The organism is Streptomyces sp. NBC_00091 (assembly GCF_026343185.1).
In the GTDB taxonomy this organism is placed as follows: Bacteria; Actinomycetota; Actinomycetes; order Streptomycetales; family Streptomycetaceae; genus Streptomyces.
Window position 1 is genome coordinate 2473471 of sequence record NZ_JAPEMA010000001.1, and the last position, 26852, is coordinate 2500322.

Sequence of the window (26852 nt, forward strand, 5' to 3'; positions counted from 1 at the left end):
AGGGACTCCTTGCGGTGGGGGTGACCCACATTCGCCAGGTGAATACGAGGAACGCCATCGTAAATGCAAGGGCAATGACCGCCTACAGCTTTTGGTTGATCATCCCTCGACATCGCCGCCACCTGCACCATCACCGAGCTGTCCCGCTTCGGCCGGACCCTGGAGGCCACCGCCGCCCCGCTGATCGAGCAGTGCTGCCGCGCCTTCCTCGCGAGCTTCAAGATCTGGAACATGGCCACCGTCGGCGGGAACCTCTGCAACGGCCTCCCGGCCGGCCCGATGATCTCCCTGACCGGCGCCCTCGACGGCACCGTCCTCCTCCAGGGCCAGGACGGCGCCACCCGCCGCCTGCCCGTCGCCGACTTCGTCCGCGGCGCCGGGGTCAAGGACCTGCGCGACGGGGAGCTGCTGCGCTCCGTGCGCGTCCCGGCCCGCGCGCTGGAGTCCCGTACGGCCTTCCGGCAGGCCTCGCTGTACGGACTCGGCCGCTCCGGCGCCCTCGTGATCGGCGCCCACGACCCCCGCGACGGCTCCCTCGCCGTCACCGTCACCGCGGCCACCACCCGCCCGTTCCGCTTCTGGTTCGCGCTGCCGCCCACCGCCGCCGAGCTGCGCGCGGCGATCGACGGGGCCGTACGCCCCGGGGGCCGCTCCGTCACCACCGTCGAGGGCCTCGCCAAGCCCGGCGGCGAACTCCACCCGGCGCAGCAGCAGTTCCTCGACGCCCAGGGCTTCCAGTGCGGCTTCTGCACGGCCGGCTTCCTGATGACCACCGCCGCCCTCCAGGCCGAGCAGGGCACCGCCCACGACGACGGCAAGCTGGCCGACCTCCCGCGCGCCTTCAAGGGCAACATCTGCCGCTGTACGGGCTACCGCGCCATCGAGGACGCCGTCCGCGGGGTGAAGCACACCGAGGACCCGGAGGCCGGCCAGGCCGTCGGCCGGTCCCTGGGCGCCCCTGCCGGACCGCAGGTGGTCACCGGCACCGCCCGCTACACCTTCGACGTCGAGGTGCCCGGGCTGCTCCACATGAAGCTGCTGCGCTCCCCGCACCCGCACGCCCGCATCGTCGCCATCGACACCCGCGACGCCCTCCAGGTCCCGGGCGTCCACGCCGTCCTCACCCACCACGACGCCCCCGAGCGGCTCTACTCCAGCGCCCGCCACGAGCACCCCACCGAGGACCCGATGGACACCCGGGTCCTGGACGACGTGGTCCGCTTCGTCGGGCAGCGCGTGGCGGCGGTCGTCGCCGACAGCGAGCAGGCCGCCGAGGAGGGCTGCCGGCGCGTGGTCGTCACGTACGAGGAACTCCCGTACGTGATCGACCCCGAGGAGGCCATGCTCCCTGGCGCCCCCGTGATCCACCCCAAGGGCCCGGAGTCGGGCATCTCCCGCGCCGGGAACAACGTGTGCGGCGAGGTCCACAACACCCTCGGCGACATGGAGAAGGGGTACGCGGAGGCGGACGTCGTCTACGAAGAGACCTTCCAGACCCAGCGCGTCCAGCACGCCAGCCTGGAGACCCACGGCAGCGTCGCCTACTTCGAGCCCAAGGAGGACGGCTCCCCCGGCGAGCGCATCACCGTCCGCTCCTCCACCCAGGCGCCGTTCCTGACCCGGCGGGCCCTGTGCGCCCTCTACGACCTGGGCGAGGACGAGGTCCGCGTCGTCGCGGGCCGCGTGGGCGGCGGGTTCGGCGGCAAGCAGGAGATGCTCACCGAGGACATCGTGGTCCTCGCCGCCCTGAAGCTGCACCGCCCGGTGAAACTCGAATTCACCCGGGCCGAGCAGTTCTACGGTGCCACCACCCGCCACCCCTTCAAGATCACCATCAAGGTCGGCGCCAAGGCCGACGGCACCCTCACCGCGCTGCGCATCCGCGTGCTCTCCAACACCGGCGCCTACGGCAACCACGGCCCGGCCGTCATGTTCCACAGCGTCGGCGAGTCCTTCGCCGTCTACAAGGCGCCGAACAAGGAGGTGGAGGCGTACTCCGTCTACACCAACGGCGTCCCGGCGGGCGCCTTCCGCGGCTACGGACTGGGCCAGGTCCTCTTCGCCCTCGAATCCGTGATGGACGAGCTCGCCGTCCGGCTCGGCATGGACCCGCTCGTCCTGCGCGAGAAGAACGTCATCGGCCCCGGCGACCACATGGTGACCCCGATCGGCCACGAAGAGGACCTCTTCATCGCCTCGTACGGGATGAAGCAGTGCATGGACGTCGTCCGCAAGGCCATCGCCGAGGACCGCAGCCACGAGCAGGTCCCCGAGGGCTGGCTCACCGGCACGGGCACGGCGGTCGCGATGATCGCGACCGGCCCCCCGGGCGGCCACTTCGCCGACGCCCGCGTCAGCCTGCTCTCCGACGGCACGTACGACATCGCGGTGGGCACGGCCGAGTTCGGCAACGGCACCACCACCGTCCACAAACAGATCACCGCCGGGGCCCTGAACACCACGGTCGACCGGATCGCCATCCGCCAGTCCGACACCGACGTCGTCCGCCACGACACCGGCGCCTTCGGCTCGGCCGGCACGGTCGTGGCGGGCAAGGCCGTGATGCTGGCGGCGGGCTCCCTCGCGGAACGCCTCCGGACCTTCGCGGCCCGCCACACGGGCGTGGCCCGCCACCTGTGCACGCTCCAGGCCGAGGCCTTCGACTGCGCGGGCCGCGTCGTCACCCTGAAAGAGCTGTACGAGGCCTCACACGCGGCGGGGGAGGACCTGTCGGCGGAGGGCCACTGGGGCGGCTCCCCCCGCTCCGTGGCCTTCAACGCCCAGTGGTTCCGTATCGCCGTGGACCCTGGCACGGGCGAGATGAGGATCCTGCGCAGCGTGCACGCGGCGGACGCGGGCAAGGTCATGAACCCGATGCAGTGCCGCGGCCAGGTCGAGGGCGGAGTCGCCCAAGCCCTCGGCACCACCCTCTTCGAGACCGTACGGGTCGACGAGCGCGGGGAGGTCACCACGGCCGCCTTCCGCCGCTACCGCCTCCCCCAGTACGCGGACGTCCCGCGTACGGAGGTGCACTTCATGGAGACCTCCGACGCGATCGGCCCGCTGGGCGCCAAGTCGATGAGCGAGAGCCCCTTCAACCCCGTGGCCCCGGCCTTCGCCAACGCCCTGCGGGACGCGACGGGGATCCGCTTCACGGAGATGCCGGTGACCCGTGACGTGGTCTGGCGGAAAATCAACCAGAAAGTGCGAGGCTGACCGTCCCGGCGCTGGTCGAGGTCTGAAGCCCGGCGGATCTGGCCGAGTGATCGCTTACGAACGGGTCCCGTTCGTACGTAGGTTGGCCGTATGTCTTCCGTACTCCTCATCGGCTACGAGCCCCAGGCCATACCCGGCATCGACGCGCAGGGCCTGCGTGCGGCCCTGGACAAGGAGATGGCCCGCTTCGACGAGCACGGCATAGACGGCCGCATGGCGCTGATCGCCTTCGACGGGGAGGCCGAGGCCACCCTCGTCGCCGCACTGACCGAGCGCCCCTGGGACGTGGTGGTCGTCGGGGCGGGGATCCGCAAGGTGGAGCAGCTCCTGCCGCTCTTCGAGCAGATCCTGAACCTGGTCCACCGCCACGCCCCGCAGGCCGCCATCGCCTTCAACACCCGCCCCGACGACACCGTCGAGGTTGCCCTGCGCCGGCTCTGATCAGTCCCGCAGCGCGCGGACCAGGTCCGCCAGGCGGGTGGCCGTCCCGTTCGCCGGGTGGACCAGGCGGGTGCGGGTGAGGGCGAAGGCCAGGCCGCGCTCCCGGTCGGCGAAGGCGATGGCCCCGCCGCTGCCGTGGTGCCCGAAGGCGGCCGCCGCGCCGCCGGCCGGGGGCAGGCCCAGGAAGTAGCCGAGCCCCTTCAGGTGGTGCCTGCGCAGCATCAGGTCCTCACCGTCCACCGCCGTCGCCGCCACCTCGGCGACCCGCTCCGGCGGCAGCAGCCGGACCCCGTCCACCTCCCCGAGCAGCGCCGCGTACATCCGGGCGGCGGCGCGGGCGGTCACGGTGCCGCAGGCGGGCAGGTCGGCCAGCAGGTAGCCGGGCCGGTTGGCGAGGGCGGCCGTGGTCCACAGGCTGCGGTTCGGGGCGATGAGCCGGGTGAAGGGGGCGCCGTACGGGAGCCCGGCCAGGTACGCCTCCCAGCCGCCCTCCACCAGCGGCGCGACCCGGGGCAGCGCGGACTCCGGCAGCCCGAAGTACAGCTCGTCGGCGATCCCGAGGGGCTCGGCGACGAACTCCCGCAGGGCCTGGCCCGGGGTGAGCCCGGTGACCCGGCGGACGGTCTCCCCGAGGATCCAGCCGAAGGTCCAGCCGTGGTACCCGCTGGCGCCGCCCGGCTCCCACAGCGGCCGGGCGGCGGCGACGATCCCGCACATGTGCTCCCAGTCGCACAGCTCGGGGACCGTGAGGGAGCGGGGGAGCTGGGGGATCCCGGCGGTGTGCGTGAGCGCGTGGCGGAGGGTGATCCCCGCCTTGCCGTGCGCCCCGAACTCGGGCCAGTACCGGGCGACCGGGTCCTCGTACGCGAGCAGGCCGCGCTCGGCGAGCAGGTGCACCAGGGTCGCCGTACAGCCCTTGCCGATGGAGAAGCCGTGGACGAGCGCCCCGGGCCCGGGCACGCCCGCGTACGCCTCCACGAGCGGCCGGCCGTGGCGGTAGGCGGCGACCTGGAGGCCGGTCTCCTCGCCGGAGGCGACCAGCGCGTCAACGGCTTCCTGAAGATCCACGCGCGCCCCTCCTTCGCCTCCGCACGCCGTATCACCTACCGTAACTTCCCCCTTACCTTCGGTCATGACACCTGGTCGGGCGAGTGGAACGAGGTAGAGGGATGATGCGACGAGCGGCAAGGCTTCTCGGGGCGTGCGCGGCGGCGGCGATGCTGGCGCTGGCGACCCCGGGCACGGCACAGGCGGCCCATGGGGTCCTGTTCATCGACCAGGCGCCGAACGAGGACCCGAGCGGCTGCTACCCGCTGGGCGACTTCGCGCCGTCGGAGGTCGCCAACTTCACGAACGAGGTGGCCTGGGTGTGGGCAGGCCCGAACTGCGACGGCTGGGTGGAGCACCCGATCGTCCCCGGCGAGAGGGCCATCGCGCGCGGCCGGAGCCTCTACATCGAGTGAGCGCAGGCTCCGGCCGCCCGGCGGGCCTTACGCGGCCTGGAGGGAGACCTCGGTCGCCTTGATCAGCGCGACGACGGAGGAACCGGCGGCCAGGCCGAGCGCCTCGACGGCGTCGGCGGTGATCGCGGCGGTCAGCCCGCCGCCGTTCACGTCGACCTTGACGGAAGCCATGGCCGGGCCGGCGGCCACGTCGACGACGGTCCCGGCGATCTGGTTACGGATGGACAGCCCCTTGACGGGACCGGTGGCCAGGGCCACCTCGGTGGCCTTGACCAGGGCCTTCACCGAGGAACCGGCGGCGAGGCCCAGCTCCTTGGCGGCGTCGGTGGTGATGGCGGCGGTGATGTCCTGGCCGCCTTCGAGACGGACCTTGACCGTCGTCATCGCCTCACCGGTGGCGATGGCGGTGACGGTGCCGGCGATCTGGTTGCGGATGGACAGGCTCATGGGTGGTTCGACCTCTTACGTAGACACGTCGTACGGCTCGGGCGGAGCCGCACAAGATCGACCGTAGAGGCCCCCGCTTGGGCTCGTGTTCAGGCCCTCGCAGACGCCAACCGGAACCACCCGTCCGGCTTGCCGATGCGTTTCAGCTCCGCGAGGCGTACGCGACGAAGCCCGCCCACGCGGTGTCGCTGACCGCGAGTTGCGGGCCGATGCCCTTGGAGTCCCGGACGTGGACCGTCCCGGGGGTGGACGCCACCTCGACGCAGTCGTTGATGTCGCTGCTACTGCTGTAGCTGCTCTTGAACCAGTCCAGTTCGCCAACCATGCCTAGACCTCCGCGGCGTATTCGATGAAGCCAGCCCAAGCCTCGGGCGTGAAGCCAAGCTGCGGGCCGGGGACGCTCTTCGAGTCCCGGACGTGAACCGTGCCAGGGGTGGACGCCACCTCGACGCAATCGCCGATCTCGTTGCTGTCGCTGTAGCTGCTCTTGAACCAGTCCAGTTCGGAAGGGTGGATCATGTCTCTCCCAGCAAGTGCTCGATGAAGACCCGAGACTCCCTTGGCGTCAGAGCCTGGGATCGGATCATCCCATACCGGAGTTCCAGCACCTGGAGCTGCTTGCGGTCGGAAATGGGACGCCCGTAAAAGGCTCCCTCCGAGCGCCCAACCGCCGTACCGTCCGGGAACTTCAGCAGCTCGATGCCGCCCGCCATGCCGGCGTGGACCTCGCAGTCCAGCGGCATCACCTGCACAACTGCGTTGCGCAACTCGGCGATTTCCAGGATCCGTTCGAGCTGCGCCCGCCAAACCATTGTGCCCCCGAGGGGCCGCCGAAGCGAGGCCTCCTCCTGGACGATGGTGATGGCCGGTGCAGGGTCGCGTTCGAAGACGGACCGCCGGGCCAGTCGGCCCACGACGTTACGCTCTATCTCCTCCACCGCATGGGTCGGCTGCCTCATGTCGAACAAGGCCCGCGCGTAGGCCTCCGTCTGGAGCAGCCCGTGAATGTTGTGCGTGCGATAGCCGCCGATCTCAATCGCCTTGGCCTCCATCTTGGCCAAGGCGCGGACTTCCTTGGGGTACCGCACGCCCACCAGGTCCTCCCGCATCGCCTTGATCAGGCCACCGGCCCGCAGCGCCTCATCCACCCTGTCCAGGTACTCGGGCTTCGCGATCCGTTTGCCGCCCTCGACCTTGTAGATCAGGTCCTCGCCGTAGCCAATGCGGGTCGCCAGCTCGGCCACCCTCATGCCCAGCGCTTCCCGACGTGCCCGCATCTGCCTGCCGAGCGCGGCAACCACCGCCACACCCTGCGCATCCTCGGGGTCAACGGCCCAGCTGTGCTCTTCCGTGCCATCGCTGTCCATACGCACCCACCTCCTCAACGCGCCCTACCCGGCAGCCCCCTTGGGACAGTCCCGACACACTTGGACAAGGGTTGGACAAACCCTCTACGGACCGGCCGAGTCGCTTCACACAACTAGCACGGCCCGACACGCTGAGTGATGTGAATCCTCCACTCCGGTACACCGTCCAGCTGTCCGCCACCCCCCGCGCGGCCCGCCTCGCCCGCCTGCTCACCGTCGAGCAACTCCGCGCCTGGGGGCTCCCCTTCGAGAACGCCGCCCAGGTCGTCGCCGAGCTGTGCGCCAACGCCGTCACCCACGGCCGGGTTCCCGGGCGGGACTTCCACCTGGAACTCAGCGTCACCGACGCCCGCCGCGTGCGGATCGAGGTGGCGGACACCCGGGCCGACCGGCTGCCCGGTGAGCCCGGCCGGGGGCTGACGATCGTCGGAGCCCTGTCCGAGCGCTGGGGCAGCACCCGTGGGCCCGCCCCCCGGAAGACGGTCTGGGCGGAGCTCAACTCCTAGGCCCGTCCGGCCGATCTTGGTTTCACTCGGAAGAGCGGTTTGCGTTGTCTGCGGGGTGCGCCATCGGCGCCTGCGCTTTGCTGAGCCGGGAAACCGCCCCCGCACCCCAAGGAGCGCACATGCCCAACCCGAACCCGCCAGGGGTCTTCGTAAAAGAACTGCCCGGCGGAGTGCGCCTGATCGCCGGGGCAAGCACGTCCGTCCCGGCGTTCCTCGGCTACACGAAGGCCTCCGCCAAGGACGATCCGAAGGCGACGACGCAGCCGTTCACCGAGGCGGAGCGCGAGGTCCCGCAGAAGATCCGCAGCTGGCAGGAGTTCGCGGCCCGCTACAGCGTGAAGGGGATCACCGAGGAGCTCGCGGAGGCCACCGAGCCGGCCACGATTCACGTGCTGGAACGGTGCCTCCCCCTGGCCGAAGCCGTCCACGGATTCTTCGCCAATGGCGGGAGCGCCTGCTACGTGGTGGGCTTCACCAGCCCGCAGACCGCCGTTTCTCCCGAGGCCCTCACGGGAGACGCGGGGGCCCGTACGGGCCTCGCCGGCCTGGAGACGGTTCCCGAGGTCTCCATGGTTGCCGTGCCCAGCCTCTGGGACATGACCGCGAACGTCTCCGAAGAGAAGGAGACCCCTGCGCCCGACCAGGCCGAGGGCCTGAGCCGGATGGCCGAGGTGCTGAAGCACTGCACCGAGCAGCGCGACCGCCTGGCGATCCTGGACCCGCCTCCGGGCCAGAACCCGGGGGAGGCGGTGACCTTCGCCGGGAAGCTCGACTCGCCCGACTCGGACGCCGCCGCCTTCACCACCCTGTACTACCCGTGGCTCAAGGTGGCGGGTGTCGACACTGTCGAGCGCACCGTGCCGCCGTGCGGTCACGTGGCGGGAGTCTGGGCCCGCACCGACGCCGAACGCGGTGTCTTCAAGGCCCCCGCCAACCAGAACCTCCGCGGCGCCCTGTCGCTCGAAACCGCCCTCACGGACGATCAGCACGGCGAGCTGAACGAGAAGGGCGTCAACTGCCTGCGGGCCTTCCCGGACCGGGGCTTGCTCGTGTGGGGCGCCCGCACCAGGTCGACCGCCAGCGACTGGCGGTACCTCAACGTCCGCCGCCTGGTGTCCTTCTTCTCCGACTCCATCCACGAGTCAACGACCTGGGCGGTCTTCGAGCCCAACGACGAACGGCTGCGAGCGACGCTGCGGCACTCGGTCGGCTCGTTCCTCACCGATCAGTGGCGACAGGGCGCGCTCATGGGCCGTACGTCCGAAGAGGCGTTCTACGTGATCTGCGACGACACCAACAACCCAACCGAGACCATGGACGAGGGAAAGGTCATCTGCGACATCGGCATCGCGCCCGTGCGCCCCGCCGAGTTCATCCATTTCACGATCACCCAGACCGCCGGGCAGGTCGGCGGCACCACCTGACGGCTCTCCGATAATCGGCGTTCCCTGATCCGCTGTCAGGGACGCCTCAGGGTAGGGCGGGGGCTTCCCCCATGGCCTCCGGACCGGCCCGAGCGGCAGCGTAGAGGCATGCAGACCAACGTCTTCCGCCGCGCAGCCGCCGGGCTCGCCATCGCCGCCGCCGCCCTCACCGTCACCATCGCCGGAACCGCGAGTGCCGCGCCCGCGCCGCCCACCCCCTCGTACGACTTCAGCGACTGCCCCGCCATCCCGGCCGGGGTCGACGCGGCGAAGTGGAAGTGCGAGGTCCTGACCGCCACGGGGTCCCTGAAGCTCGGCGACCGCACGCTTCCCGAGTTCGCCCCGATGACGATCACCCACGCCGAGGGCCCGATGCCCGACGGCAGCAAGGGGCAGGTCTGGGGCGCCCTGCGCAGCGCGGCCACCGCCGTCCCGGGCGGCCTGTTCGACAACCCCGGGGCCCAGCACAGCCCGGCGCTCGGGCTCTCCGTGCAGCCGGAGTACGGCGGCCGCTCGGACTTCTACACGGTCGGCAACGACATGGGCCTCTTCACGCTGCGCTACCGCCTCCTCAGCCCGCTCCTCCCGGAGGGCTGCGTGATCGGCGGGGGCGACGCCCCGATCGAGCTGCGGCTGAAGCGGGTGGGCAAGTCGGAGTGGCTGTCGAAGAACCCGCCGGTGATCAAGTTCGCCGCTGCCGACGACGCCTTCGCCGTCCCCGCCGCCGAGGGCTGCGGACCGCTCGGGAGGGTCGTGAACGACAAGCTCGGCCTCCCGGCGAAGACCGGAAACTCGATCTCCCTCTCCGCGCTCTACACCTTCAAGACGTACGACCAGCTGCCCCCGCGTTGACGTCTCTCCGGCCGGGCCAACGGGTTGTGGGACCCCACGACCCGGTCGGCGCGTACGTTTCTTTTGCTACGCAGTACTCAGGGAAAGCACCTTGCCCAACCCACCCAGCCCTCCCCCGGAGGCGCCCTCACTCACACGGGTGAACAACTCCAACTCGGCTGGCTTTCGGCCCGGTTGCGGGGCATATGCTCGCCCCGACACACCCCAGAAACTGAAACGGCCCCCGTCGGGACGGCAATCCCGGACGAGGGCCTAACCAAGTAGGAAGTAGACGCTTCCCGATGGCTCTCACGCACCCTAGCGCGCCCGCGAGCGTGCCGTACGGCGTTCATCACTCCAACGTCCGTCACACGACGCGGTACACCGTCATCGGGAACCACCTGATCCAGAACCCCCAGCTGACACTGACCGCCCGCGGCCTGGGTGCGTACATCCAGTCGCTGCCTCCCGGAACGCGCGTCGGCATCAAAGAGCTGGCCAGGCGGGTGCCCGAGGGGGAGATCCGGATCGCGTCGGCACTGCGCGAGCTGGAGGCGCACGGGTACCTGAAGCGCCTCCGGGAGCAGCTCCCCGACGGGCGGATCGTCACCCGTACGGTGTCCTACAACCACCCCAAGGCCGCCGCCATGGCCCGCCCGACGCCACCCCCGCCGCCGGAGCCGGACCCGGACCCGGTTCCGGAGCCCGAACCGGTTCCGGAGCCCGAACCGGAGCCCGCCCCGGTCCCCGAGCCCGCCCCGGAGCCGGAGCCCGCACCTGAGCCGGAGCCGGAGCCGGAACCCGCACCCGAGGCGGAGCCCGCACCCGAGGCCACGACGGCAGAACCCTCCCCCGCCCGCCGGGCGGCCATGTCCCTGCTCGCCGAGCTGCGCCGGACGGACCACCGGCTGCTGCTCGGCCGGCGGGACATCGAGCGCCTCGCCGACGGGGTCGAGGTCTGGATGCGGCGCGGCGCCACCAAAGAGGCGGTGACGACCGTACTGACGGCGAACATCCCCCACCCGCTGCGCAACCCGGCGGGCCTGATCGCCCACCGCCTCGCCGAACAGGAACCCCCGGCCCTGGAACCCCTGTTCCGCAGAGCCGCGTACGTCCCGCCCGACCCCTTCCAGACCTGCGACAAATGCGACCTGGCCTTCCGCAGCCCCACCCCCGGCAGCTGCCGGGACTGCGCCGAGGAACAGGCCCTGCTAGGCGGCACGCCGTAGGGGCTTGATCCCAGGGGCGGCGGACAGCACCCGGCCGCCCAGTGCCAGCAGGCTCAGGCCGAACATCAGGACTCCCAGGGGGACATGGAGCGCCGGCATGTGCGCGATGCCGAGGATCACCTGCACCGAGGCGAGCACGAGGAAGCCGGACGAGTACAGGATGGGGCGCGGCGAGCCGCCGCCCGGCCGCCACGCCAGGATCGCGGCGATCACGTACAGCATCGTCGCGCCGTACATCACGCGCGCTCCGACTCCGTGGAGCGTCTCGCCGTAGGAAGTGGAGAGCAGGAGCCCGGCGGTGGCCGCCTGGAAGAAGAGGGTCAGGGTCTGCAAGCCGATCGCGACCTGCACGAACGTGGATGTTCCCGGCGCTGTGGTCGTCTGTACGGCCATGATGTGGACCCCTCTTCTGCCTCGCGGCGGTGGATCGGTACTGTCTCGGCTGTCCGACGACGCAGGCCCGCGAAATGTGAGGTGGGACGCGGGCGTCACCGAACCAGGGAGCGGTCGCAGACATGAGCACCCAGTCCGAGCCCGACCTGAGCGACGCGATCTTCGGCGAGCGGCGCCATCTGCTCAACCTCGCCTACCGGCTGCTGGGTTCGCTGGCCGAGGCCGAGGACGCCGTACAGGAGACCTACACCCGCTGGTACGCGATGTCGCGGCGGCAGCAGGAGGCCATCGCCTCGCCCGGCGCCTGGCTCACGACGGTGGCGGGCCGTATCTGCCTGGACGTGCTCGGCTCGGCGCGGGCCCGGCGCGAGCGCTACGTCGGCACGTGGATACCCGAGCCGCTGCCCGACCGTACGGAGTGGATCGGCGGGCGGGCGGACGACGGCAGGACCGATCCGGCCGACCCCGCCGACCGGATCACCCTGGACGAGTCGGTGAGCATGGCCTTCCTCGTCGTACTGGAATCGATGACGCCGGCCGAACGCGTGGCCTTCGTCCTGCACGACGTCTTCCGCTACCCCTTCACCGAGATCGCCGAGATCGTCGGCCGGACGCCCGCGGCCTGCCGGCAGCTGGCCTCCTCGGGCCGGCGGCGCGTCCGCGCGGCACAGGCCCCGGCGGCTCCGGCGGCCGGGCAGGCCGGTCTCGTACGGAATTTCAAGGAGGCGTGGGAGTCCAAGGACATCGAGGCCCTCGTCGGCCTCCTCGACCCCGACGCCACGATGATCGCCGATGGCGGCGGCCTGGTCGGCACCGTCCTGCAGCCGGTCGAGGGCGGCAAGAGCATCGCCCAGTATCTGATCTTCATCGCCGACAAGGCCCCTGGGCTGACGCTCCTGGAGCGGACGGTCAACGGCCGGCCCGGCCTGGTCGCCGAGCTCACCGGCGTCCCCGTGACCGTGGCCGCGCTCGATGTCACCGACGGCCGCATCAGCCGTATCTGGGCGGTCCGCAACCCGGAGAAGCTGCGGGCGTGGATGACCGGTGATCCAGATTCGGATTCACAGCCGTGACGAGCGGTGCCGCCCTGCGGCGGCGGTGCGTCAGCTCTGTGCGGTGTCGTCGCCGGTCTGCCCGGCGCCCTCGGCTGCGGCTGCCTTCTCGCGCATCTTGCGCACCAGCTCCGCCTTCTGGTCGGCCGCACCCTGGCGGTCGAGGTTGCGGTGCGGGCCGTTGTTCTGCCGTTCGGCGCGGGACAGCCTCTTGCGCTGGCCGCCGCCCTGGCCCACGGGGTTGTTGATGTTCTTGCTCACGGTCACGGGTTCTCCCGGTAATGATGTGAAGTGATCTACGGATTCATCTGGAAGAACACCACAAAGACGTTACCCCGTTCCGTCGGCCCCGCACACCAGCCTTTTCGCCGCCCCGGCGTCGGCCGCTCCTAGAAGGGCGGAGCGGCGCTCCACTCGGTGGGCTTGAAGTCCTGGAGGGGCCTGCGCCGCTGGAGCAGGGCCACCGCTTCCCCGACGCGGCCCAGCTGCATGAGCAGCTCGGCGCGGTCCTCGCGGGTGTTCGGCTCCTCCGGGTCCAGGACCGCGAGGGCCTCCTCGGGGCGGCCGGCGCCGAGGAGCAGCCGGGCGAGGTCCGGGGCCGCGTACCAGGCGCTGCCCTCGGGGTGGGCGCGTACCTCCTCGATCGCCTGCTCGGTACGGCCGCAGGAGGCGAGGAGCCCGGGCCGCTGGCGGAAGAACTCCCACTCGTCGGTGCCGGTCCGGGCCTTGCGGTCGTCGAGGTACGCGAGGGCCTCCTCGGCGCGGCCCTGGCCGGCGTACAGCCCGCACAGCACGTCCACGAACCAGTCGTCCACGTTGCCCCGCGAGCCCGGCAGGTCCCGCAGCAGCGCGATCCCCTCGTCGCCCCGGCCGTGGCGGGCCAGCAGCTCCGCGAGCCGGACCGCCGCGTTCGGCGAGCCGTCCGCGACGTGCGGGCGGTAGGCCTCGGCGGCGCCCTCCACGTCCCCGCGGGCCTCCAGGAACTCGGCGAGGCGGCGTGCGGCGTCCCCGAGGGACTCGGTAGCCGCGTACTCCCGCAGCTCGGCGATCCGGCCGTGCCGGAGCAGCAGCTCGGCCAGCTGGTCATTGCCGTTGACGGAGGTGATCTCGCGCGGGCGCAGCAGGGCGACGGCCTCGTCGATCCGCCCCTGCCGCTCCCGTACGGTGGCCAGCAGGGCGACTGCGTTCCACGGCTCGGGGGCCCGCCTGCCGCCGCAGTCCGGCCGGTCGCAGTGGGGGCAGTGGGGTGGCGGCGAGGCGATGCGGTCGGCGAGCAGGGCGGCGAGCTCCTCGTCCCGGTCGAGGCCCGCGGCCACCTCGACCAGTGCTCGCGCGAGGAACGGGTCCCCGAGGTGCGGGCGGAGCAGGCCGTACGCCTCCTCCGCCCGGCCCTGCCCGGCGATCAGCACCGCGAAGTGCTCCAGCGCCGACCGGTTCCCGTCCTGCGCGTACGGGCGCAGCAGCGCGACCGCCTCGTCCGCCCGCCCCCACCGCTCGAGCAGTTCGGCGGCCCTGCGGACGGCCGTCCACCAGCCCGTGGCGACGTACGGCGCGAGGGCCTCCAGGGCCTCGTCCGGACGGCCCCGGTCCGCAAGCCACCGGGCCCACTCCTTCGCACAGAACCAGTCGCTCCCACCCGCCAGTTCACGCACCTCATCGGCATGGCCGTGCTCAAGGAGATACGTCACCAGGTGAACGGGTATCCACCCGTCCCTCATCCGGTCCCGCAGGTCAAGTTCGCCAGCATCCACGAGGACGCACCCTAACCGGCGGCCCCTGCTAGGGGGTTCGCACCGCGGCCTTGAGTGCCTCCTCGAGCGCCTGGTCCGCGGGGACCTGAACATCCGGAAGGACCCCCACGCCCTCCCAGTTGGTACCGGTGACGGTGTTGATGGCCCGCGCCGTCGGCACCGTCACGAGGATGTGCTCGGCGACGGCGTGGCGGGCCGTCGGATGGGCTCCGCCCCGCGTGGTCGCGCCGACGACGACGGCCCGGCCGTGCGCCTGCAAGGTGTACGCCACGTCCTCACCCCCGGAGAACGTCACCTCGCTCGTAAGCACGTAGACCGGACGGTCGAGATAACGCGGCGCGGGAAGGTGCCCGACCGTCCAGTACTGCCGGGTCGTGTTGCCGACCCGCTCGTAGATGTCGTTCAGGTGCACCTGGTCGTCGGGGAAGAAGTAGCTGCACCACATCGCCGCCCCTTCCGGGTACCCGCCGAGGCACGCCCGCAGGTCCAGGATCAGTGCGGAGCTGTGCGCGACCAGCTGCATGGCCGCCCCGATCGCGCTCGCCCCGTCGGTGGCGGTCGCGATGCGGCTCAGCTCGATGAGCCCGACGCTCCCCTCCAGATGCTCGACGCGGCGGATCCCCTGGTTCGCCGCCCTGAGCAGCGCGGTGAACGCGGCGATCCCCCCGTCGTCGTCCACCGGCTCCAGCGACTGCGGCTCGTCCGTCCAGAGCAGCCGCAGGTGCTTGTCCGGGCACACCTGCTGGAGGTCTGCCGTCACCGTCTCGCAGAGCAGAGGGCCGTCCAGGCCTTCGTACGCACCCGCCGCGAGGCGGCCCCGGATCGCAGCCTCGACGGCAGCGGTCCGTTCGGGGAAGACGTAGCCCGCGGTGATCCGCGCCAGGGCTTCTTCGATAATTCGTTCGTTTGTCAGCATGGCGGATCACCCTAGAGAGCCAACTCCGCGATGAACAGCGGTTTTCCCCTTCCGAGAGCCGGAGCCGGAGCCCGAGCCAGACCCCGAGCGGACCAGGGTGCGCAGCATGCCCGCACCCGCCACCACCGCGCAGAGGTGCAGCAGGGCCGCGACGGCCGGATTCTCCGGCGGGGTGACCCCGGCGGGGCCCGCCAGCGCCAGGTACAGGGTGACGGGCAGCTTCCACCCGCTCCACGCGAACAGCGAGCCCGACCCCACCCAGCCGAACACCAGCGGAATCCAGCGGGGCACCCCCGCGGGCCGCGTCCGCGCGACCACCCAGACGGCGACGGCCCCGGCCACCGCCCAGAACCCGCCGACGGCCCCCAGCACGTACCCGGCGCCGATCCGCTCGGCGGGATGCGCGATGCCCGCCGTCCCGCCGGCCGCCCAGTACAGCCAGACCAGGCCCACGGCCGCCCCCAGCGCAGCCGCCCAGGGCAGTGCCGAGCGCGGCCCGTCGCCTATTCGCCCGGCGAACGCCTCCGGCCAGCGGCGCCTGAGGTAGGCGGGAACGGCGATAGCCAGCCCCAACCCCATCCCCAGGAACCCGAACTGGATCAGTACCCCCTCCCAGACCGGCAGGGCCGGATCGTCACCACCCTCCTCCAGCAGCCCGCCGACCGCCGCGAACGGCAGCACCGAGACCAGGAACCCCGAGCCCACCCAGGCGCAGAACCCGACCAGGGCCCCCGGTATCCGCATCCCCCACGGACGCACCAGGGCCAGCGCCAGCGCGATCCCGATCGCGGCCATACCCACCGTGACGGTGTTGAGCACCACCCACTCCGCCATGGTGAATCCCTCGCCGACCGGCAGCACCCCGGCGACCGAGCCGACCACCCACCCCACCTTGATCAGCAGGTACGGCGACAACGCCAGCGCCGCCCCGTAGCCCGCGATCCGCCCCACCCGATCCCAGCGCTCCATCTGAATCCCCCCTCCACCACCAGGAATTCCAGAGTCGTCCATCCGCGATCGGGTCACCTCCCCCAGCTGGGGGAACCCTCTCCCCCGCACGGGGGAGAGGCTCGGGCGAGTGATCGATTCTGCGGTGAATCGGCTCCGGCAACCGGGTGATCAAGAGTGTCCTCGGCTGGTGGGGCGGAGCGCGCGGACGCTATCTCTGCACGCATGATCAAGAACATCGCCGCCGCCGCGGCGCTCGCTCTCAGCACCGCCCTGCTCACCTTCTCCCCCGCCCAGGCAGCGCCGAGCTCCTTCCCGCTCCCGCCCTTCGGCTACTACTCCCTCACCTCGGGCCCGGTCGTCTGGCACGCCCCGCTGTCGGCCCACCCCGCCTTCCACCCCGCGTACGTCGTCTACGGGCTGCGCTGACACCGGGCAGCCCCCCGCACGCCCGTGCCCCCGCCGTGTTGACCGGCGGGGGCACGGGAGCCCGGCCTAGCCGAACTTCGGCATCTCCCCGACCGTCGTCGACAGGTCGATCACCGCGAACGCCGCGCCCTGCGGGTCGGTGAGCGCCGCGAAGCGGCCGAACGGGCTGTCCATCGGCCCGAAGTGCAGCGCCCCGCCGCGCGCCTTGGTCTTCTCGATCGCCTCGTCGCAGTTCGGCACCGCGAAGTAGACCTGCACGTAGGAGGGGATCTCGGGCGGGAACTCGTCGCCCATCTTCATCCGGCCCAGCACCGCGTTCTCCGGCCCGCCCACGCTGAAGACCTTGAAGTCCATCCCGGCCATCTCCGGGTCGTCACCGGCCTCCATCTGCTGGGACCCGTACGGGAAGACCTGCGCCAGGAACTCGTCCGCCTTGTCCGGCTCCCGGGTGAAGACCTCCGCCCAGGCGTAGCCGCCGGCCTCCCCGACCTTCTCGAAGCCCTTGTGCTCGCCGGGCTGCCAGACGCCGAAGACGGCGCCGCTCGGCTCCTTCGCGATCGCCATCGTGCCGAACGGGCCGACCTGCATCGGCTCCATCATCAGCGTGCCGCCCGCGGCCTTGATCTTCTCGGCGGTGGCTGCGGCGTCCGCCGAGGCGAAGTACAGACACCACTGCGAGGGCGCGTCACCCCCCGGCATCGGCGGCACCACGGCCGCGACCGCCTTGCCGTCGGAGTAGGCCTGCGTGTAGTTGCCGTACTCGCTGCTGGCCTCGCCGAAGGTCCAGCCCAGCACATCGCCGTAGAACTCCTTGGCCGCCTCCACGTCGGTGAACATCGCGTCCACCCAGCACGGGGCGCCTTCCGGGAACTCAGCCATGGTCGATCGACTCCTGTGTCGTCCTGCACGCATGCTTGCCCTGTCGATCCCACGCTAGGCGGGGGGTCTGACAACCGCGCGCCGACCGCGCCGACCGCGCGGCGGGGCCGGTCCCGGGGGAGGCTGGAGGCATGGACGACATCACCATCCGGCTCGCGCAGCAGCCCGAGGCCGACGCCCTGCTCGCCCGCAGCCCGCTGGCCGCGCTCACCGGGATGCTGCTCGACCAGCAGGTGCCGATGGAGTGGGCGTTCTCGGGGCCCTGGACGATCTCCCAGCGGCTCGGCGCCGAAGACCTCGACGCGCACGCCATCGCCGCCCACGACCCGGAGGCCTTCGCGGCGCTGCTCTCGCAGAAGCCGGCCGTGCACCGCTACCCGGGGTCGATGGCGAAGCGGATCCAGCAGCTGTGCGCGTACCTGGTGGAGCACTACGACGGGGACGCGCAGGCCGTCTGGGCGGACGCGGCGACGGGCGCGGAGCTGCTGGCCCGCCTGAAGGCGCTGCCGGGCTTCGGGGAGCAGAAGGCGCAGATCTTCCTGGCGCTGCTGGGCAAGCGGTTCGGCGTCCGCCCGAAGGGGTGGCGGGAGGCGGCCGGCGGGTACGGGCTCGCCAACGTGCACCGGTCCGCCGCCGATATCACCGGGCCGGAGTCGCTGGCGAAGGTCCGGGAGTACAAGCAGGCCCAGAAGGCCGCCGCCAAGCAGCTCCGCTAGCCCCGCCGAACGATACGGGCCGGCTGCGCCGGACCCCCTGGGGCTCCGCCGCCGTCGGGCCGCCCGGAGGGTACGAGCCGGCTGCGCCGGGCCCCCTGGGGCTCCGCCCCAGACCCCGCGCCTCAAACGCCGGCGAGGCTGGATTTTGCTGAGCTGCGCTCGCAGTGCCGCTCAGCGGGCTGGAGGCGCGGGCTCGCAGCGCACTCCCAGCCCCGCCGGCGATTGAGGCGGGAACGGTGGAAGGGCCGGTAGGGGACCAGCCCCGCGCAGCGGCCCCACCCGCAGGCGACGGCCGGACCCCAGCCCGGGCCCGTGCCCCCGCCCCGGGTCCGACGGACGGAGTCCGGCGCAGCGGCGCGAAGCCGGAGAGGCGCCCCGGCGCCGAGCCGCGCGAGCGGCGCGTCGGGAAATGGTCGGACTGTTGGGTACCCCCGGCGTGGGGTGGGGTGGGGGCGGTCGTAGGGTCGGTCGCATGATCGAAAACCTCACCCGCGCGGCCGCCGCCGAAGTCATCTCCGACGGCCCCGGCAGCTTCATCACCCTGCTCACGGACACCCCGGAGCTCACCTGCAACACCGCGTGCTTCGAGGTCGGCGCCGCCGGTGCCCCGGTGCACTTCCACACCAAGGCCACCGAGTTCTTCCACGTCACCGAGGGCCGGCTCGACGTACTCGTCGGCGACGAGATCCACACCCTCACCAAGGGTGACTTCATCAGCGTCGCGCCCGGCGTGAAGCACGCCTTCGCCCCGGCCGCCGGTCACACCGCCGAGGTGTTCGTCGGCTTCACCCCCGGCATGGCCCGCTTCGACTACTACCGCCTCCTCGGGCGGGTGCGCGCCGGCGAGGCCACCGTGCAGGACATCATCGACAGCCAGCCCACGTACGACAACCACTACGCCGAGAGCGACGCCTGGGCCGGCCGGCTGCGCAGCGCCGACGCGTAGACCTCGTCGGCGTCGAGCCGTCGCAGTTCCTCCGCGATCAGCTCGGCGGTGCTGCGGATCTTGAGCGCGACCTTGCGGTCGGGCCAGCCGGGCAGCACCAGCGTGGCCAGCGAGCCGGTGGGCCGGTCCACGACCACCTCCCCGGCGGAAGTCTCCAGCCGGACCCGGGTGATGACCGGCCCCTCGGTGGCCACCCGGGTCACCGGCACCCCCAGCTTGTCCTCCAGCCAGCGCGCCAGCAGCTCGGCGCTCGCGTTGTCGGCCTCGCTCTCCACCGCCGCGGCGGTCACCGGCAGCGGCTTCTGGTCGAAGGCGCAGGCCAGCAGCGAGCGCCACGGCGTGAGCCGGGTCCAGGCGAGGTCGGTGTCACCGGGGGCGTACGAGGCCGCGCGCGCGTCCAGCACACCGACCGGGTCGGGCGCCGCCTGGGAGTCGGTGATCCTGCGCTGCGCCAGCGCGCCCAGCTCGTCGCGGGCGGGATCGGCGGGGGCGTCGGCCGGCCACCACGCCACCACCGGCGCGTCCGGCACCAGCAGCGGCAGCACCACCGAGCCGGCCTGGGTGGTGAGGTCGCCGTGCAGGCGCAGCAGCACGATCTCCCCGGACCCGGCGTCCGAGCCCACGCGCAGCTCGGCGTCGAGCCGGGTCTGGCGCCGCCGCTCCGGGCCGCGCGAGGTCCGCTTGATCACGGTGATGATCCGGCACGGGTGCTCGCGCGAGGCCTCGGAGGCCGCGCGCAGGGCGTCGTAGGCGTTCTCCTCGTCGGTGACTATGACGAGGGTCAGCACCAGTCCCATCGTGGGACTGCCAACGGCCCGGCGGGCGTCGAGCAGCGCCCGGCCGATCTTGCTGGACGTGGTGTCGGTGAGTTCTGTCCGCATACCCCCGAGTCTGTCAGCGCCCGCCGTACGGCTGACAGCCGGTTCGCTTGATTCCTTCTGGAGGGGGGACGGGCGAGAGGAACCGGGGAGAGGCGTGCGGCTACCGCCTGCGGCGCGCCGTTCCGAAGATGGACCGGGAGATCTCGCGCCCCAGCTGCGTACCGATCGAGCGCGCCAGCGAGCGGAACAGCCCGCTCCCCACCACCTGTTCGGCCAGCGAGGGCTCCGCCTTCGGGGCGCTGCGCGCAGCCTTCGCCTCCTCCTTCGCCTGCTTCTCGGCCTCCGCCGCCGCGGCCGCCGCCTCCGCCTCGGCCTCCGCGGCCGCCTGTTCGGCGGTGATCTTCTCGTACGCGGACTCCCGGTCGACCGGCTCGGCGTAACGCCCGTACAGCAGCGAGCCCTTCACGGCCCGGTCCAGGGCGTCCGCGTCGATCGGCCCCATCAGGGACTGCGGGGCGCGCAGCCGGGTGGCGGCGACCGGCGTCGGGGCGCCCTTCTCGCTGAGCACCGTGATCACCGCCTCGCCGGTGCCGAGCCCGGTGAGGGTCTCCTCCAGGTCGTACGCGGAGTTGGGGAAGGTCTTCACCGTCGCCTTGAGGGCCTTCGCGTCGTCCGGGGTGAAGGCGCGCAGGGCGTGCTGCACGCGGTTGCCGAGCTGCGCCAGCACGTCGGCCGGTACGTCCTTGGGGGTCTGGGTCACGAAGAAAACGCCGATTCCCTTGGAGCGGATCAGCCGGACGGTCTGGGTGATGGACTCCAGGAATGCCTTCGAGGCCCCGTTGAAGAGCAGGTGCGCCTCGTCGAAGAAGAAGACCAGTTTGGGCTGTTCCAGGTCGCCGACTTCGGGCAGGCCGGTGTAGAGATCGGCCAGCAGCCACATCAGGAATGTGGAGAAAAGCTGCGGTTTGTCCTGAACGGCCGGGAGTTCCAGTACGGAGAGCAGCCCGCGCCCGTCGGTCGCCGTCCGGAGGAATTCACTGGTGTCGAATTCGGGCTCGCCGAAGAATTCCGAAGCTCCCTGCTGCTCGAATGCGGTCAGGGCGCGCAGGATCACGCCCGCGGTCACCGTCGAGAGTCCGCCGATCCCCTTGAGCTCGGCCTTCCCCTTGTCGGAGACGAGGAAGGCGACCACCGCCCGCAGGTCCTTGAGGTCGAACAGCTCGAGGCCCTTGGCGTCGGCGTAGTGGAAGATCAGGCCGAGGGACTGCTCCTGCGTCTGGTTCAGCTGGAGCACCTTGGACATCAGCACCGGCCCGAAGGACGTGACGGTGGCGCGCAGCGGGATGCCGGGGCCGATCCCGCCCAGGGAGTAGAACTCGCTGGGGTAGCCGGTGGCCTCCCACTCCTGGGCGACGTCCCTGGCCCGCTCCGCGGTCTTCTCGTTCGCCGCGCCCGGCGCCGAGATCCCCGAGACGTCCCCCTTGATGTCGGCCAGGAAGACGGGCACGCCGTTCGCCGACAGCTGCTCGGCGATCAGCTGGAGGGTCTTGGTCTTGCCGGTGCCGGTGGCGCCCGCGACGAGCCCGTGCCGGTTGAGCATCGACAGCGGGATCCGGATCTGCCGCTCGGGCAGGCAGTTCCCGTCCCAGAGCAGGGCCCCCAGGTCGAGCGCGGGTCCGGTGAAGGCGTACCCGGCGGCGATCTTGGCGACGGCCTCGGCGGCGATCCCGGCGACGGCCTCGGCGGCGATCCCGGCAGCGGCCGGGTCCGGCGGGCCGGCCGGAACCGCGGGGTCCCCCGGAACGGCGGGGTCGGTGCTCTGGCTCATGCATCCCTCCCGGAATGTCCCTGTGTGCCACTTTTGCACCAACGGCGCGAGGCTGCGCCCGGAGGCACCGGCCCGGTAGGCTTTCCGTGTGATCTTCAAGCGCATCGGAAGCGGGCGGCCGTACCCCGACCACGGCAGGGAAACCACCCGGCAGTGGGCGGATGTCGCCCCGCGCCCGGTCCGGCTCGACCAGCTCGTGACCACCAAGGGACAGCTGGACCTCGAGACCCTCCTCGCCGAGGACTCCACCTTCTACGGCGACCTCTTCGCGCACGTCGTGAAGTGGCAGGGCGACCTCTACCTGGAGGACGGGCTGCACCGCGCCGTGCGCGCGGCGCTCCAGCAGCGCCAGGTCCTGCACGCGCGCGTCCTCGAGATGGACTGATTGCGCCTTTCGGGTCTGCCTTACCCGATCAACAGATCATTTAGTAGGCATCGTTCCGGTACGGCACTACGCTGCGCCCATGAGCATGCTCACTCCCCCCGGCATGGGCGGAAAGTACCGCGTAACGGGAGCTGCCTACCCCCGTATGAGCCGCCCCCGGCGGCGCCGGAAGATCCTCTTCGTCCTGCTCGGATCAGTCCTGGCCCTGGCCCTGCTCGGCTACGGTGCGCTGCAGCTCATCGACGTGTTCCGCGGCGACGACAGCGGCAAGCGCCTTACGGCGGCGGCCGGCAAGAACTGCCCGACGGCGTCCGCCAAACCCGCCGCGAAACCCGCCGGCGCCGCCAAACCCGCCACAGGACCGGACGCGGCCCCCGCCGCCTCCGGCGCCCCCGCCGTCGCACTGCCCCAGCCCGGCCAGATCACGGTCAACGTCTACAACGCGACCCCGCGCGCGGGCCTGGCCAAGGCGGTCGGCGACGAGCTGAAGAAACGCGGCTTCGCCATCGGCCACGTCGGCAACGCCCCCGCCGACTTCGACAAGAAGGTCCCCGGCCCCGGGATACTGCTCGGCTCCCCGCAGACCGACAAGGCGGCCTACTCCGTCCTCGGCACCCAGCTCGCCGGGGTGACCACGCAGACCGACGCCCGTGAGGGCGCGGACATCGACCTGATCCTCGGCGACTCCTTCAAGGAGCTCACCACGAAGGAGGACGCGGACAAGGCGCTGGCCGTCCTGGCCAACCCCGTACCCGCGCCCTCCGCGAAGTGCTGATCCCCCGGCGGGGGTGTTACTCGACCGGGTGTTGCTCGGCCAGGTGTGACTCGGCCGGGTGTTACTCGGCCGAGCCGTACATGCGGTCGCCCGCGTCGCCCAGGCCCGGCACGATGTAGCCGTGCTCGTTGAGCCGCTCGTCCACGGCGGCCGTCACCACCGTCACCGGCGTGCCCGCGAGCTCGCGCTCCATGACCTCGACGCCCTCGGGCGCGGCCAGCAGCACCACGGCGGTCACGTCGTCGGCGCCGCGCTTGATGAGTTCCTGGATCGCGGCGACCAGCGTGCCGCCGGTGGCCAGCATCGGGTCGACGACGTAGACCTGGCGGCCGGAGAGGTCCTCGGGCATGCGCGTCGCGTACGTGGAGGCCTCGAGGGTCTCCTCGTTGCGGACCATGCCCAGGAAGCCCACCTCGGCCGTCGGCAGCAGCCGCACCATGCCGTCCAGCATGCCGAGGCCGGCGCGCAGGATCGGCACGACCAGCGGGCGCGGGTGGGACAGCTTGACGCCGGTGGTCGGGCCGACCGGGGTCACGATGTCGGCCTGCTCGGTGCGGACGTCGCGGGTGGCCTCGTAGGCGAGGAGGGTCACCAGCTCGTCGGCGAGCCGCCGGAAGGTGGGGGAGTCGGTGCGCTTGTCGCGCAGGGTGGTGAGTTTGTGCGCCACCAAGGGGTGATCGACGACCTGCAAACGCACAACATCCTCCAAGACTCAGCCGGGCTTCGACCTGCGATCTGCGAACTGCGAGACCCTGCTACCTGCGAAAACGGTCGCCTGTTCGCGACCCACTGCCAAAAGGCTACGCGCTGCGGGGCCCGCTCCGCGTCCGCCCGGCGCCCTGAGATGCGACGGCGCCCTGAGATGCGGGGCGCCGCGACGGCCAGCACCCTTGACTGGTGAGCAACGGACTGGTGATCGCGGCCGTCGACGGATCCGAGCACAGCCTCCGCGCGCTGGAGTGGGCCCGCCTGGCGGCCCTGCGGCACGACACCGGGCTGCTGGTCGCCCACGTGCTGCCCGAGACCTCCCAGCTGTACGCCGGCCGCCGCTCGGCCCTGCACGACCCGAACGAGCCCGAGGAGTACGCCGACCCGGTGGGCGACCACGTGCGCGGCCTCCTGGAGGTCGCCCCCGAGCTGCCCCGGGAGGTCCGCTACGAGGCCCTGGAGGGCTCGGTACCGGCGGCCCTGCGGGTGATCAGCGGCGAGGGCTCGCCCCTGATGCTGGTGATGGGCTCCCGGGGGCGCGGCGGGTTCGCCGCGCTGCTGCTGGGGTCGAACAGCCGGGCCGTGGCCACCACCGCGAGCTGCCCGGTGGTGGTGGTCCCGCACGCGGACCGCGACGCGTCCGCCGACGCCGCGGGGGCCTCGGCGGGGGCCTCGGCCGGCCGGGTGGTGCTCGGGCTGCACGCCGCCGAGACACCCGAGGACGTACTGGCCTTCGCCTTCGCGGAAGCCGCCGCACGGGGGACCACCGTCCAGGTGGTGTCGGCGTACGCCCTCCCGCCCGGTCCGACGATGGTGATCGACAGCCCCTTCGCGGTGATCCCGCCCGAGGCGCTCGCCGACGGCGGGGACGGGGTGCCGGCCGAACGGGAGATGCTGCGGGCCCAGACGGAGCGGCTGGCCCCGCTGCGGGCCCGGTACCCGGACGTACCCGTCGAGCAGGCCGCCGTGCCCGGGGACCCGGCCGGGCGGCTGGTGGAGGCGTCCCGGTCGGCCGCGCTGGTCGTGGTGGGCCGCCACCACCCCCGCGTACGGTCCCTGCTGATCGGGTCGGTGGCGCACGCGGTGCTCCAGCACGCGCACGGCCCGGTGGCCGTCGTACCGGCCCTCAGGGACGACCTGGAGCTCTGACGGCCGTCGCCGCACCCCGCACCCCTCCCCAACCCCTGACCTGGGCCGATCTGCGCAAGGGTGGCATCAAACGCGCCGGCCGGGGGAAGGTGGTGGCAGGGGGTCTGCTTCGCGCCTGCGGAGGAGGACGACGGACCAGCCTGGGGTGGTGCCGATGCCCGAGACGCAGACGGACGACACCGACGGGAGCGAGGCGTACGAGGCGCCCGAGACGGCGGCGCAGCGCAGGGCGCGACGCGCGCAGTTCCTGCGCGACCTGAACGAGGCACGGGAGCTGCGCGACCGGGTCCAGCCCCGGCGCGCCCGCGCGGCCCGGATGCGCCAGCAGATGCGGATGCGTACGTTCCGCTGGTGACCGGGGCCGCGACCGCCCCCCTGACCGGCGCCGCGACACGGCCACCGTGCGGAAGACCTCTCGCATCGGCGCTGTTTCTGCCACGATGCCGATTGGGCGGGGTGCGGACAGCGGGCGTCACGGCCGTTCACACCCCAACCTCCGGCCGGGGGGACCTCCAACCGGCACGCCTATGACCAGTGGGAGAGTCACGGTGTATTTCGCCGCACTGCTCGCGCGCACCGAAGACGGGTGGGAAGCGAGCGACCTGGAACTCGACGACGTCGAGTCCCTCAGTGATCTGATCGATCTCGCACGTTCCGCCGCTGTCGACGACGACACGGTGGTCGCCCTCATCGAGCAGGAGGACGCCTGGTTCGGCGTCATCCGCGTGGACGGAGAGGAGGACCCCCGGTACTTCGTGTCGAACGCCTCCGTAGCCGACCGCAGCTCCTACGGAGCGATGCTGACGAAGGAGCTGCTGGGCACCGACGAGGAGGACGACGAACTCGACGAACTGGACCTGGACGGCACCGAGGACGGCGAGGACGAACCGATCGCCGCCTACACGGACGAGGACGACGACGAGGACGACGAGCCGCGGGCCGGCTCCGAGCCGGTGCCGGCCGGTCCCCTCGGCGACCCGCGCCTGCTGGACGACCTCGGGGTCGGCCACAAGGAGCTGATGTCCCTCGACGGAGAAGCGCTCTCGGAGATCGCCGACGCGCTCGGCGCCACCGACGTGCTGGAGGCCGTCCGCTAGTGATCGCCGCGCACGACATCACGTACGACCCCGATCCCGTACGGGATCCCTGGCGGGACTCCATGCGCCTGGCGCTCCAGGAGGCCGCCCTGGCGGTACCGGCCGGCGACGTGCCGGTCGGTGCCGTCGTGCTCGGCCCGGGCGGGGACCTCCTCGCCACCGGGCACAACGAACGGGAGGCCGTCGGTGATCCCACGGCGCACGCCGAGGTGCTGGCGCTGCGCCGGGCGGCCGCCCGGCTCGGGGAGTGGCGGCTGACGGGGTGCACGCTGGTGGTGACCCTGGAGCCGTGCGTGATGTGCGCGGGCGCGCTCGTACAGTCCCGCGTGGCCCGGGTCGTCTACGGCGCGGGGGACGAGAAGGCGGGCGCGGCGGGGTCGCTGTGGGACCTCGTACGCGACCGCAGGCTCAACCACCGGCCCGAGGTGATCCGCGGGGTGCTGGAGCAGGAGTGCGCCCGGCAGCTGACCGACTTCTTCCGGGACCGGTGAGCCTTCTTCCGGTACCGGCGAGCGGGGCCCGGTGAGCAGGGCCACGTACTGCGGATTTGCAAACCACTCCCCACCGTGGGCTAGGATCTCTCTCGGTAGTGTGTCCGAGTGGCCGAAGGAGCTCGCCTCGAAAGCGAGTATGGGGCAACCCATCGGGGGTTCAAATCCCTCCACTACCGCTCTTGAGAGCCCCGGTTCGTACGAACCGGGGCTCTCGTGCGTGCCCGCCGTGACCGCCCGCCCGCTCGGCCGTTGTCACGGCATGACCAAGACCCAGCGCATGCTCGCCGCCTTCGCCCTCGCGGGGGCCGCCGCGGGCCTCGCCGCACCTGCCGCCTCCGCCGCCCCCGCGTCCGCCCCCATCGCCCTCCCGGACCTCCCGGCGGCCGCCCCGGGCATGCCGGCCGGCGCCCAGCCCACCTCCGTCGCGGAGATCGGCGCGAAGCTCGGCGAGGGAGCCAACCAGCTCAACCAGCTGATGACCGTGCCCGACCAGCTCGCCCCGCTGATCGCCCCCGCTGAGCCGGTCCTGGGCCTGGCCGGCGCCATCCAGTAGCCGTCCCCCCTCGGCAGCTCGTCCAGGTGCCACCGCCGCCCCCGTCCCGCAAAAACACGAAGAAGGCCCCGACCGGAGTCGGGACCTT

General features: G+C 72.0%; 32 protein-coding genes and 1 tRNA gene. 19 read left to right on the top strand and 14 right to left on the bottom strand.

All coding sequences use genetic code 11. The features are described 5' to 3' along the window. Positions 1–111: 111 nt before the first annotated feature. Together OOK34_RS11270 and OOK34_RS11275 are read left to right on the top strand one after the other, a co-directional pair. A complete protein-coding gene (locus OOK34_RS11270; protein ID WP_267036702.1) occupies positions 112–3216 on the top strand; it encodes a molybdopterin cofactor-binding domain-containing protein in 3105 nt (1034 codons plus the stop codon). Between the two features lie 90 nt (positions 3217–3306). After that, entirely contained in the window at positions 3307–3657 is a 351-nt protein-coding gene (locus OOK34_RS11275) for a hypothetical protein (RefSeq protein WP_267033715.1), read from the top strand. Here the strand turns inward: OOK34_RS11275 and OOK34_RS11280 are convergent, their stop codons facing one another. Beyond that, positions 3658–4725 carry a serine hydrolase gene (locus tag OOK34_RS11280; protein WP_267033716.1) on the bottom strand — a complete coding sequence of 356 codons (1068 nt, stop codon included), beginning with the start codon at positions 4723–4725 and terminating at the stop codon, positions 3658–3660. It lies immediately after the preceding gene. A 101-nt stretch (positions 4726–4826) separates the two neighbouring features. Between OOK34_RS11280 and OOK34_RS11285 the strand changes: the two genes are divergently transcribed. Beyond that, positions 4827–5120 carry a hypothetical protein gene (locus OOK34_RS11285; RefSeq protein WP_267033717.1) on the top strand — a complete coding sequence of 98 codons (294 nt, stop codon included), beginning with the start codon at positions 4827–4829 and terminating at the stop codon, positions 5118–5120. Positions 5121–5147: 27 nt separating this feature from the next. Here OOK34_RS11285 and OOK34_RS11290 read toward each other — a convergent pair whose 3' ends face one another. The 4 genes from OOK34_RS11290 to OOK34_RS11305 form a co-directional block, all read right to left on the bottom strand. After that, positions 5148–5567 carry a molybdopterin-binding protein gene (locus tag OOK34_RS11290; protein ID WP_267033718.1) on the bottom strand — a complete coding sequence of 140 codons (420 nt, stop codon included), beginning with the start codon at positions 5565–5567 and terminating at the stop codon, positions 5148–5150. Between the two features lie 142 nt (positions 5568–5709). After that, on the bottom strand, positions 5710–5892 hold the full coding sequence (locus OOK34_RS11295; protein WP_267033719.1) for a DUF397 domain-containing protein: 183 nt from the start codon (positions 5890–5892) through the stop codon (positions 5710–5712). Positions 5893–5894: 2 nt separating this feature from the next. Next, a complete protein-coding gene (locus tag OOK34_RS11300) occupies positions 5895–6086 on the bottom strand; it encodes a DUF397 domain-containing protein (protein ID WP_267033720.1) in 192 nt (63 codons plus the stop codon). Then, the gene (locus OOK34_RS11305; protein ID WP_267033721.1) at positions 6083–6934 is read right to left on the bottom strand and encodes a helix-turn-helix transcriptional regulator; all 852 of its coding nucleotides are present in this window, start codon (positions 6932–6934) and stop codon (positions 6083–6085) included. The genes OOK34_RS11300 and OOK34_RS11305 overlap by 4 nt, the downstream gene beginning before the upstream one ends. A gap of 140 nt (positions 6935–7074) precedes the next feature. Here OOK34_RS11305 and OOK34_RS11310 point away from each other — a divergent pair, with 140 nt between their 5' ends. The 4 genes from OOK34_RS11310 (at position 7075) to OOK34_RS11325 (ending at position 10924) form a co-directional block, all read left to right on the top strand. Beyond that, a complete protein-coding gene (locus OOK34_RS11310) occupies positions 7075–7440 on the top strand; it encodes an ATP-binding protein (RefSeq protein ID WP_267033722.1) in 366 nt (121 codons plus the stop codon). Between the two features lie 119 nt (positions 7441–7559). Next, positions 7560–8864 (top strand): phage tail sheath subtilisin-like domain-containing protein, encoded by a 1305-nt coding sequence (locus OOK34_RS11315; protein WP_267033723.1) that lies wholly within the window; start codon positions 7560–7562, stop codon positions 8862–8864. A 108-nt stretch (positions 8865–8972) separates the two neighbouring features. Next, positions 8973–9716 (top strand): hypothetical protein, encoded by a 744-nt coding sequence (locus OOK34_RS11320; RefSeq protein ID WP_267033724.1) that lies wholly within the window; start codon positions 8973–8975, stop codon positions 9714–9716. 281 nt (positions 9717–9997) lie between these two features. Further along, complete coding sequence (locus OOK34_RS11325; RefSeq protein WP_267033725.1) at positions 9998–10924, top strand: helix-turn-helix domain-containing protein; 927 nt, start codon at positions 9998–10000, stop codon at positions 10922–10924. On the opposite strand, the gene OOK34_RS11330 is transcribed toward OOK34_RS11325, so the two are convergent. Next, positions 10907–11317 carry a hypothetical protein gene (locus OOK34_RS11330; protein ID WP_267033726.1) on the bottom strand — a complete coding sequence of 137 codons (411 nt, stop codon included), beginning with the start codon at positions 11315–11317 and terminating at the stop codon, positions 10907–10909. The genes OOK34_RS11325 and OOK34_RS11330 overlap by 18 nt on opposite strands. Positions 11318–11439: 122 nt before the next feature. On the opposite strand from OOK34_RS11330, the gene sigJ reads away from it, so the two are divergent. Next, on the top strand, positions 11440–12390 hold the full coding sequence (gene sigJ / locus OOK34_RS11335; protein WP_267033727.1) for an RNA polymerase sigma factor SigJ: 951 nt from the start codon (positions 11440–11442) through the stop codon (positions 12388–12390). Between the two features lie 30 nt (positions 12391–12420). Here sigJ and OOK34_RS11340 read toward each other — a convergent pair whose 3' ends face one another. The 4 genes from OOK34_RS11340 to OOK34_RS11355 form a co-directional block, all read right to left on the bottom strand. Continuing rightward, complete coding sequence (locus tag OOK34_RS11340) at positions 12421–12636, bottom strand: DUF6243 family protein (RefSeq protein WP_267033728.1); 216 nt, start codon at positions 12634–12636, stop codon at positions 12421–12423. A gap of 122 nt (positions 12637–12758) precedes the next feature. After that, positions 12759–14057, bottom strand: coding sequence for a lipopolysaccharide assembly protein LapB (locus OOK34_RS11345; protein ID WP_267033729.1), 1299 nt, complete (start codon positions 14055–14057; stop codon positions 12759–12761). A gap of 91 nt (positions 14058–14148) precedes the next feature. Continuing rightward, a complete protein-coding gene (locus tag OOK34_RS11350) occupies positions 14149–15036 on the bottom strand; it encodes a S41 family peptidase (RefSeq protein WP_267033730.1) in 888 nt (295 codons plus the stop codon). 6 nt (positions 15037–15042) lie between these two features. After that, positions 15043–16005, bottom strand: a complete 963-nt coding sequence (locus OOK34_RS11355; RefSeq protein ID WP_267033731.1) for a hypothetical protein — start codon at positions 16003–16005, stop codon at positions 15043–15045. Positions 16006–16209: 204 nt separating this feature from the next. On the opposite strand from OOK34_RS11355, the gene OOK34_RS11360 reads away from it, so the two are divergent. After that, on the top strand, positions 16210–16413 hold the full coding sequence (locus OOK34_RS11360; RefSeq protein ID WP_267033732.1) for a hypothetical protein: 204 nt from the start codon (positions 16210–16212) through the stop codon (positions 16411–16413). Positions 16414–16479: 66 nt separating this feature from the next. Here the strand turns inward: OOK34_RS11360 and OOK34_RS11365 are convergent, their stop codons facing one another. Continuing rightward, positions 16480–17292 carry a VOC family protein gene (locus tag OOK34_RS11365; protein ID WP_267033733.1) on the bottom strand — a complete coding sequence of 271 codons (813 nt, stop codon included), beginning with the start codon at positions 17290–17292 and terminating at the stop codon, positions 16480–16482. A 131-nt stretch (positions 17293–17423) separates the two neighbouring features. Between OOK34_RS11365 and OOK34_RS11370 the strand changes: the two genes are divergently transcribed. Both OOK34_RS11370 and OOK34_RS11375 read left to right on the top strand, forming a co-directional pair. Beyond that, a complete protein-coding gene (locus tag OOK34_RS11370; RefSeq protein ID WP_267033734.1) occupies positions 17424–18008 on the top strand; it encodes an HhH-GPD-type base excision DNA repair protein in 585 nt (194 codons plus the stop codon). Between the two features lie 472 nt (positions 18009–18480). After that, positions 18481–18954 carry a cupin domain-containing protein gene (locus OOK34_RS11375; protein ID WP_267033735.1) on the top strand — a complete coding sequence of 158 codons (474 nt, stop codon included), beginning with the start codon at positions 18481–18483 and terminating at the stop codon, positions 18952–18954. Here OOK34_RS11375 and opcA read toward each other — a convergent pair. Together opcA and OOK34_RS11385 are read right to left on the bottom strand one after the other, a co-directional pair. Beyond that, on the bottom strand, positions 18903–19835 hold the full coding sequence (gene opcA, locus OOK34_RS11380; protein WP_267033736.1) for a glucose-6-phosphate dehydrogenase assembly protein OpcA: 933 nt from the start codon (positions 19833–19835) through the stop codon (positions 18903–18905). The genes OOK34_RS11375 and opcA overlap by 52 nt on opposite strands. A 100-nt stretch (positions 19836–19935) precedes the next feature. Next, positions 19936–21603: a helicase HerA-like domain-containing protein gene (locus tag OOK34_RS11385; protein ID WP_267033737.1), complete on the bottom strand. Its 1668-nt coding sequence runs from the start codon at positions 21601–21603 to the stop codon at positions 19936–19938. An 88-nt stretch (positions 21604–21691) separates the two neighbouring features. Between OOK34_RS11385 and OOK34_RS11390 the strand changes: the two genes are divergently transcribed. After that, the gene (locus OOK34_RS11390; protein ID WP_008740979.1) at positions 21692–21988 is read left to right on the top strand and encodes a type II toxin-antitoxin system VapB family antitoxin; all 297 of its coding nucleotides are present in this window, start codon (positions 21692–21694) and stop codon (positions 21986–21988) included. 103 nt (positions 21989–22091) lie between these two features. Beyond that, on the top strand, positions 22092–22763 hold the full coding sequence (locus OOK34_RS11395; RefSeq protein ID WP_267036703.1) for a LytR C-terminal domain-containing protein: 672 nt from the start codon (positions 22092–22094) through the stop codon (positions 22761–22763). A gap of 61 nt (positions 22764–22824) precedes the next feature. On the opposite strand, the gene upp is transcribed toward OOK34_RS11395, so the two are convergent. Continuing rightward, positions 22825–23460: a uracil phosphoribosyltransferase gene (gene upp, locus OOK34_RS11400; protein WP_267033738.1), complete on the bottom strand. Its 636-nt coding sequence runs from the start codon at positions 23458–23460 to the stop codon at positions 22825–22827. A gap of 200 nt (positions 23461–23660) precedes the next feature. On the opposite strand from upp, the gene OOK34_RS11405 reads away from it, so the two are divergent. The 6 genes from OOK34_RS11405 to OOK34_RS11430 all read left to right on the top strand — a co-directional run bounded on the left by OOK34_RS11405 (position 23661) and on the right by OOK34_RS11430 (position 26764). After that, positions 23661–24620 carry a universal stress protein gene (locus tag OOK34_RS11405; RefSeq protein ID WP_267033739.1) on the top strand — a complete coding sequence of 320 codons (960 nt, stop codon included), beginning with the start codon at positions 23661–23663 and terminating at the stop codon, positions 24618–24620. A 154-nt stretch (positions 24621–24774) separates the two neighbouring features. Next, complete coding sequence (locus OOK34_RS11410; RefSeq protein ID WP_267033740.1) at positions 24775–24975, top strand: hypothetical protein; 201 nt, start codon at positions 24775–24777, stop codon at positions 24973–24975. 193 nt (positions 24976–25168) lie between these two features. After that, positions 25169–25717: a hypothetical protein gene (locus OOK34_RS11415; protein ID WP_267033741.1), complete on the top strand. Its 549-nt coding sequence runs from the start codon at positions 25169–25171 to the stop codon at positions 25715–25717. Between the two features lie 62 nt (positions 25718–25779). After that, positions 25780–26208, top strand: a complete 429-nt coding sequence (gene tadA / locus OOK34_RS11420; RefSeq protein WP_267036704.1) for a tRNA adenosine(34) deaminase TadA — start codon at positions 25780–25782, stop codon at positions 26206–26208. Between the two features lie 94 nt (positions 26209–26302). Continuing rightward, positions 26303–26387 (top strand) — tRNA-Ser (locus OOK34_RS11425). Positions 26388–26470: 83 nt separating this feature from the next. Next, on the top strand, positions 26471–26764 hold the full coding sequence (locus OOK34_RS11430) for a hypothetical protein (protein WP_267033742.1): 294 nt from the start codon (positions 26471–26473) through the stop codon (positions 26762–26764). Positions 26765–26852 lie beyond the last annotated feature (88 nt).